Genomic DNA, 7,379 nt, shown 5'->3' on the forward strand with positions numbered 1-7,379 from the left:
GGATGGGATCGCTCGAGCCCATCCTTTCCGTGCGACAAGGACGCCCTATGAACAACACCCTGACTGACCGCATCGCCTGCGCCTTTGCGCGTCCCGCGATGCTCTTCGCGGCGTGCGCGCTGGCGATGACGATCGCCTTCGTCCCCGGCACCGCCTTGGCCGGCGCCGATGACGAGGGCGATCTCGACGCACCCAACGCGGCCGCTGCGGACGGCGGCGCGGGGGCCGCGACGGCGCAGGAGGACACGGCGGCCGACGACGCCGTGCACGTGGCTGCCGATGGAAAGGCCGCTTCGATGGACGGCAGCCCCTTCGCGCTCGAGGACTTCTCGCGCTCGCAGGTGGGCAGCAACGGCGACGTCGATGGCGCGTACGCGGGGTACCGGTACTTCGTGTCCGACAAGCCGGGCAGCCTTGCGGTCATCGCCACCGACGCCTGCATCGTCGTCTACGTGCCGAACGACGTCGCCGAGCAGGGCGGGTTCGACAAGAGCTCGTCGGAGAGCCGCTCGTACCTCAAGAGCCTGCTCATCGCGTTGGATTCCGAAAACTCCAAAGGCGGTTCGGTGTTGACGCGCCAGGGCAATTGGATATTCTCGAGCGAGCCCATCGTGGAGTACGAAGGCGTGGAGTACCGCTTCGACCAGGAGCTCAAGTCGGGCGAGTTCTACGCGTGCGTCATCGGAGCCGACGGCTCGGACGTGACCGATACGGGCAATCCGTCGCACGTGCGGCTCACCCATGCGGACATGGCCACCCTGGCGCCCGCCGATGAGGTGAGCGTCGTGGGGGCTCCCACCGGATTCGTCGCGCTCACGTCGTTTCTGCAGGGCATCGACTACAGCCCGCTGTGGGTGACGCTCAAAACCACGCTCACCGCCATCGTGTTCATCTTCATCCTGGGCCTGGCGGCCGCGTACTTCAGCCTGCGCATCCCGGCGCGGGCGCAGGATATCGCGGACTCCATCTTCACCATCCCCATGGTGCTGCCGCCCACGGTGTGCGGCTTTCTGCTGCTGCTCGCGTTCGGCAAGAACACGGCGCTCGGGCAGTGGTTCATCGACATCGGCTTCCCGCTTATCTTCAGCTGGCAGGCCACGGTCATCGCGGCCGTGGTGGTGGCGTTCCCGCTCATGTACCGCAGCGCGCGCGGCGCGTTCGAGAACCTCGATCCGAACATGCTCGATGCGGCCCGCACGCTCGGATGGAGCAACGGCAAGATATTCTTCAAGCTCATGCTGCCGCTGTCGTGGTCGTCCATCGCGGCGGGCACGGTGCTGTCGTTCGCGCGCGCCCTCGGCGAGTTCGGCGCCACGCTGTTCTTGGCCGGCAACTACTTGGGGATCACGCGCACCATCCCCATCGCCATCTACTTCGAGTGGATGAACGGCAACACCGACGTGGCTATGTTCTGGACGGCTATCATCATGGTGTTCAGCTTCATCGTCATCCTGTTTATCAACCTGTGGAGCAGGCGCACCACGAAGTACCGCCGAGGAGCTGATGCGTAATGAGCCTTGAAGTGAGCATCAGGAAGGCGTTCAAAACCTTCACGCTCGACGTGGCGTTCGAGGCGGGGGACGAGACGCTGGGGTTCTTGGGCGCGTCGGGGTGCGGCAAGAGCCTCACCATGCGCTGCATCGCCGGCATCGAGACGCCCGACGAAGGGCGCATCGTGGTGAACGACCAGGTGTTCTTCGATTCCGAGCAGCACATCAACCTCAAGCCGCAGCAGCGCAAGACGGCGTTGCTGTTCCAAAGCTACATGCTGTTCCCGAACTTGACGGTGGCCGAGAACGTGGCCGCGGGCATCGGGCGCGAGGTGTCGAAGGCCGACCGCGCGTCCATGGTGGCCGCCGAGCTCAAGCGCTTCGGCCTCGAAGGGTTCGACGCGCGCTACCCGGCGCAGCTGTCGGGCGGTCAGCAGCAGCGCGTGGCGCTCGCCCGCATGCTGGCGGCGCGCCCGGGCATCCTCATGCTGGACGAGCCGTTCTCCGCACTCGACGCGCACCTGAAAAGCGTGCTCGAGCAGAACCTCGTGAGCCTGTTCGACGCTTTCCACGGCACCGTGCTGTACGTGAGCCACGATATCGACGAAGCGCTGCGCTTCTGCGACCGCATCGCCGTGGTGGAGGCCGGACGCATCATGGAAACGGGCACGGGGGACGACCTCGTGAACCGCCCGCAGTCGCTGGCCGGCGTGAAGCTGTCGGGCTGCAAGAACGCGACGGCGGCCGAACGGCTCGACGCTCACCGCGTGTCGCTGCCGAAGTGGGGCATCGAGGCCGTGACGCGCGACGAGGTGCCCGAGGACGTCAAGGCGCTTGGGGTGCGCGCGTTCTATCTCGAGCGCGCCGACGGGCCCGGCGAGAACTGCTATCGCGTGCGCGTCGACCGCGTGAGCGATTCGCGCTTCGAGCGCACCGTGCTGCTGGGTTTCCTCGATCGCGACGAGACGGCGACGCCTACGGTGGCGCGCACCGACGACGAGATGAAGTACCTCCATCAGCACCTGTTCTGGCGCGTCGACAAGCTCAAGGTTGACGCCGAAGCGCTGCCGCACGAGGGCGAGGAGCTGTGGATTCGCATCCCGCCCGACAAGGTATACCTCGTGTCGAAGTAGGGGCGAGGTGTGCTAGGCGTTCGAAAGTGCGTCGCTCACCAGGGAGCGGAGAAACTGCGAGCGGGTTTCACCTGCACGTTTGGCGGTGTCGTCCAGAGCTTTCGCTTGGGACAGGGGAAGTTTGAACGTCACGGTTGTCAGTTCTTCGGTCGAGATGCGGGGCCGACCCACCACGATCTCGCCAGGTGTGCCTGGATAGTCGCCGCGTTCGCACGCGTCCCCCCACATATCGAGCAATTCATCGGTGAGCACGGTGCCGTTCATGGTTTTGTAGGTCATGACCTTCTCCTCTTTGTCTTGAGGCCGAGCTCCGTGACGGCCTTGACTGTCGCCTTCATTGCGTGAAACGCAAGTACGGTTTCGCGATCAAGCCGAACAGCGGTTATCTCGAGTAGTCGTCCTCGTTGGTCGATTCCGACGGCCAGATAGCGATCGTCGAACGATCCTTCACGTTTTTGAATCCGCACGGCGTTGCGCCAAGCAGTGCGCACATCTTCCTCTAACACGTCTGGATGGCGCTTCTGGATGCGCGGGTGCACGACGAGGCGTTGTTCGGGTAGATCCATGGCGATCATCCTTTTGTGATACGAAATTATAATACAAAATAGAGCGAAAGGCAATGAAGGCGACGTTGTGTTCGCTTCTATTAGTATACTGATCTGGTCTTATGCGCAGATGGCGTGCGTCGAACGCCGCTCTCATGCGAATCTGGCGCGAATCCGACGTGCATCGAACGTAGATCGCACATGGATCGAATGTCTCTTTGGCGCGCTTCCAGCGCACCTCTAGCAAAACCGCAGCGGATATTGTCGCGATGGGCCGCCCTCTCATGCGGTATGCTATCCTCGGACGAGAAGGGAGGGGCCAGCCCCCATGAAAGACAGTCATGGTCGTACCATCGACTATTTGCGTATATCGCTCACCGACCGCTGCAATTTCCGCTGCATCTACTGCATGCCCGAAGAAGGCGTGCAATCGCTTGCGCACGAGGACATCCTGCGCATCGAGGAGATCGAGGAAGCCGTGCGCGTTGCGGCCGGCATGGGCATCCGCAGCATCCGCCTGACGGGCGGCGAGCCGCTCGTGCGCCTCGGCGTGGTGGATTTGGTGCGCGCCATCGCGCATACGCCCGGCATTGAGAACGTGTCGATGACCACGAACGGCGTGCTGCTGCCGAAGATGGCGGCCGACCTCAAGGAGGCGGGCCTGTCACGCGTGAACATCTCGCTCGACACGCTCGACCCCGCGCAGTTCAAGCAGATCACCCGGCGCGGCGAACTGCAGCAGACGCTCGACGGCATCGACGCGGCGCTCGAGGCGGGGTTCAACCCCGTGAAGATCAACGCGGTGGCCGTGCGCAGCCTCGACCAGGATTACCTCGAGTTCGCGAAGCTGTCCATCGACCGGCCGCTGCACGTGCGCTTCATCGAGTACATGCCTGTGGGCGAGAGCTCCGGAAGCCACGGCTGCGGGTGGGGCAAGGACGATGTCGTGCCGAGCGAGGAGCTGCTCGAGATCATCAACGAGCGCGCCCGCGCTGCCGGCATGGACGAGCTCGTGCCCGCCGGCACCGACCGTCCGCTCGGGTGGGGCCCCGCGCGCTACTTCGAGTTCCCGAACGCGATGGGCACGGTGGGCTTCATCTCGCCGCTGTCGCGCCACTTCTGCAGCGAGTGCAACCGCCTGCGTCTCACGGCCGACGGCAAGCTGCGTCCGTGTTTGTTCTCGGACGACGAGTACGACCTGCGAGGCGCGCTGCGCTCCGGCGACGAGGACGCGGCTCGCGCCGTGTTCGCCGAAGCCCTGGGCGCCAAGCCCGACGAGCACCACGACAAAGTAGGCACCGAGCGCGGCATGTCGCAAATCGGCGGCTAGGTCAACCAAGGAGAACCCCATGTCTGAACAGCAACTCACCCATATCGACGACAACGGCGATGTGCGCATGGTGGACGTGTCGCAGAAAGCCGACACCGAGCGCATCGCCGTGGCCGAGGGCTTCATCGCCATGCATCCCGAGACGCTCGCGCTCATCGTGGAGGGCAAGGCGGCGAAGGGCGACGTGCTGGCGTGCGCGCGCGTGGCCGGCGTCATGGCCGCCAAGCAGACGAGCTCGCTCATCCCCATGTGCCACCCGCTTAACATCACGAAGGCGAAGGTGGAGTGCGACCCCGTCGCGGCGGGGGAGCGCGCCGACGGCCTCGTGGGCATCCATGTGACCTGCACCTGCGGCGTCACCGGCAAGACCGGCATTGAGATGGAAGCGCTCACTGCCGCCAGCGTGGCGTGCCTCACGGTCTATGACATGTGCAAGGCGGTCGACCGCGGCATGGAGATCATGGACGTACGCCTGCTCAAAAAAGAAGGCGGCAAGTCCGGCCTCTGGCAGCGCGCCTAACAAGCGTCGGGAGCGCCCCTGTCAGGGGCGCTCTTTCGCATCCACCACGATTTCGGCGTTGCGGTAGAGCTCGGCCATGAGCTGGTGGCGGTTCGAGACGTTCATCTTGTGGTAGATGCCCTTCACGTGCTTCTTCACGGTGTTCTCCGAGATGTACAGGCGCAGGCCGATCTGCTGATTGCTCAATCCTTCGGCGATGAGCCCGGCGATTTCCTGTTCGCGCTCGGTGAGGGTCGAGCGCTCCACGAGCGCGCCGCCTTCGTCGCGATGCAGCCCGTCGGGGTAGGCGGCGGCCAATTGCGCGGAGAGGTGCCGGTTCAGCACGGTGAGGCACTCCTCTTCCTCCACGGTGAAATCCGGCGCGCCGCGATGGCGGAACAGCGTGATGGAGCCGTAAATCCTGCCGCGCGCCACCTGCGTGCTGCCCATGCTGAAATGGATGTTCATGGGCACCATCCATTCGCGATAGATTTCCGACTGCTCGCGCGCCTCGTCGCTCACGATGGTGGAATCGCGGTACACCACGGGGTTGTTCACCGAGAACAGCCAGGCCACGAAGTCGGCGGCCTGGTAGGACTGGTAGTACGACAGCAGCTCCTCGTCGGTCATGTCCACCGATACCGGATCGTAGAACACGAAGCGCTCGCTTTGGTCGGCGTCGCACAGGTCGAAGAAGCCCTTGTCGTAGGCAACGAGCTCCTTGAAGCCGGTCATGACGCGCCGGCGCAGGTCGGCGAGGTCCGTCGCTTCGTAGAACGTGAGCAAAAGGTCGTCGATCGACCTCCATCGGCTGTCGCTGAGTTCCACCACAGGTCCGCTCCTTGCCTTCGCCTTCGACGGTTGCCTCAATCGTACCACAGCCGCGTCTTATCGGGGGTACCCGATCGGGTACCCCCGAGGGGCGGGGTACTGTTTGAACGCCCTCCTCGCGGGTACTGACCGCGTCTGCCGCGCGCCGGTAGGATGCAGTCAGTGGTTAGGATCGCCGCAAAGCGAACAAGCGACAAGCGAAGGAGCAGCGCCATGAAGATCATCACCGACAGCACCCCGAAAAAAGACGGCTACCGCATGCCCGGAGAGTTCGAGCCGCGCAAGCAGGACTTCCTCATCTGGCCCGAGCGTCAGGACACGTGGCGCAACGGCGGCAAGCCCGCGCAGGCCGTGCTCGTGGAGGTGGCGAAGGAGATCGTCAAGCACGAGCCGCTCACGGTGTTCTGCTCGGCGGATCAGTACGAGAACGCCCGCGCCCGCCTTCCGCACGAGGTGCGCGTGGTGGAGATGACCATCGACGATGCGTGGGCGCAGGACAAGGGCCCGTTCTACGTGGTGAACGACGAAGGCGATATGCGCGGCGTGACCTGGGGATGGAACGCGTACGGCGGACTTGAGGGCGGCCTGTACTTCCCGTGGAAGCGCGACCAGGAATTCGCCACCAAGCTGCTCGACCTCGAGAACTACGACGCGTACGACGCGACGAAGATGGTGTTCGAGGGCGGCGCCATGCAGATCGACGGCGAAGGCACCCTCATCGTCACCGAGAACAGCGTGCTCAATCACAACCGCAATCCTGAACTGACGAAGGAAGAGGTCGAGGAGTACTTCAAGGAGTACATGGGCCTCGAGAAGGTCATCTGGCTCAAGGACGGCATGGCCTTCGACGAGACCGACGGCCACATCGACGACGTGTGCTTCTTCGTGCGTCCCGGCGTGATCGCCCTTTCGTGGACCGACGACGAGGACAACCCGCAGTACCCCAACCTCAAGGCCGCGTTCGACACGCTGAACGGCCAGACCGACGCGAAGGGCCGCACGCTCGAGATCCACAAGATCCCGATTCCCGGCATCATCCGCATCTCCGAAGAGGAGAGCGCCGGCGTGGACATCTGCAAGGACGCCGCGTCCCGCGAGGCCGATCTGCCGCTGGCCATCACGTACATCAACAGCTACTTCGTGAACGGCGGCCTGCTGGTTCCGCAGTACGGCGACCCGATGGACCAGGTGGCGTGCGACATGTTCGCCGAACTCATGCCCGACCGCGAAATCATCAAGATCTACACGCGCGAGTGGTCGCTGTGCGGCGGCAACATCCACTGCATGGCGCTGCAGCAGCCCGACCCGGTTGCCATCGCCGCCCAGGCGTAAGCGAGCATCTCTCGACCTGAACCGTCCGCATCCGTTGGCGGGCCGCCCCTGCGCGGCCCGCCTCCTCGAAGCTAAGGAGAACCCGCATGACCGTGAAGGACTACATCGACACCAACGACTTCACCAAAGAAGAGCTGCTCGACATGATCGAGCTGGCCCGCTCCATGAAGACCATGATCAAGGAGGGCGGCCGCTACCCGCTGATCCTCAAGGACCAAA

The 7,379-nt window shown here is 64.2% G+C and carries 8 protein-coding genes and 1 pseudogene; 6 read left to right on the forward strand and 3 right to left on the reverse strand.

Annotated elements, in window-relative coordinates; all coding sequences use genetic code 11:
- Window positions 1-47 precede the first annotated feature (47 nt).
- Together modB and C1876_RS05940 are read left to right on the forward strand one after the other, a co-directional pair.
- Window positions 48-1,511: a molybdate ABC transporter permease subunit gene (gene modB, locus C1876_RS05935; protein ID WP_114545793.1), complete on the forward strand. Its 1,464-nt coding sequence runs from the start codon at window positions 48-50 to the stop codon at window positions 1,509-1,511.
- On the forward strand, window positions 1,511-2,623 hold the full coding sequence (locus tag C1876_RS05940; protein WP_114545794.1) for a sulfate/molybdate ABC transporter ATP-binding protein: 1,113 nt from the start codon (window positions 1,511-1,513) through the stop codon (window positions 2,621-2,623). Before modB ends, C1876_RS05940 begins: the two co-directional genes overlap by 1 nt.
- A 12-nt stretch (window positions 2,624-2,635) precedes the next feature.
- Here the strand turns inward: C1876_RS05940 and C1876_RS05945 are convergent, their stop codons facing one another.
- Together C1876_RS05945 and C1876_RS05950 are read right to left on the reverse strand one after the other, a co-directional pair.
- On the reverse strand, window positions 2,636-2,902 hold the full coding sequence (locus C1876_RS05945) for a toxin-antitoxin system antitoxin subunit (protein ID WP_114545795.1): 267 nt from the start codon (window positions 2,900-2,902) through the stop codon (window positions 2,636-2,638).
- A complete protein-coding gene (locus tag C1876_RS05950; protein WP_114545796.1) occupies window positions 2,899-3,189 on the reverse strand; it encodes a hypothetical protein in 291 nt (96 codons plus the stop codon). Before C1876_RS05950 ends, C1876_RS05945 begins: the two co-directional genes overlap by 4 nt.
- A 307-nt stretch (window positions 3,190-3,496) precedes the next feature.
- On the opposite strand from C1876_RS05950, the gene moaA reads away from it, so the two are divergent.
- Both moaA and moaC read left to right on the forward strand, forming a co-directional pair.
- The gene (gene moaA, locus C1876_RS05955; protein WP_114545797.1) at window positions 3,497-4,498 is read left to right on the forward strand and encodes a GTP 3',8-cyclase MoaA; all 1,002 of its coding nucleotides are present in this window, start codon (window positions 3,497-3,499) and stop codon (window positions 4,496-4,498) included.
- Window positions 4,499-4,517: 19 nt separating this feature from the next.
- The gene (gene moaC, locus C1876_RS05960; RefSeq protein WP_114545798.1) at window positions 4,518-5,018 is read left to right on the forward strand and encodes a cyclic pyranopterin monophosphate synthase MoaC; all 501 of its coding nucleotides are present in this window, start codon (window positions 4,518-4,520) and stop codon (window positions 5,016-5,018) included.
- A gap of 21 nt (window positions 5,019-5,039) precedes the next feature.
- On the opposite strand, the gene C1876_RS05965 is transcribed toward moaC, so the two are convergent.
- Window positions 5,040-5,828, reverse strand: a complete 789-nt coding sequence (locus C1876_RS05965; RefSeq protein ID WP_114545799.1) for a helix-turn-helix transcriptional regulator — start codon at window positions 5,826-5,828, stop codon at window positions 5,040-5,042.
- A 213-nt stretch (window positions 5,829-6,041) separates the two neighbouring features.
- Here C1876_RS05965 and aguA point away from each other — a divergent pair, with 213 nt between their 5' ends.
- Entirely contained in the window at window positions 6,042-7,160 is a 1,119-nt protein-coding gene (gene aguA, locus C1876_RS05970) for an agmatine deiminase (RefSeq protein ID WP_114545800.1), read from the forward strand.
- A gap of 86 nt (window positions 7,161-7,246) precedes the next feature.
- Window positions 7,247-7,379, forward strand: a pseudogene (locus C1876_RS17950) (putrescine carbamoyltransferase); the annotation flags it as partial.

It is taken from the genome of Eggerthella sinensis, from assembly GCF_003339815.1.
GTDB lineage: Bacteria > Actinomycetota > Coriobacteriia > Coriobacteriales > Eggerthellaceae > Eggerthella > Eggerthella sinensis.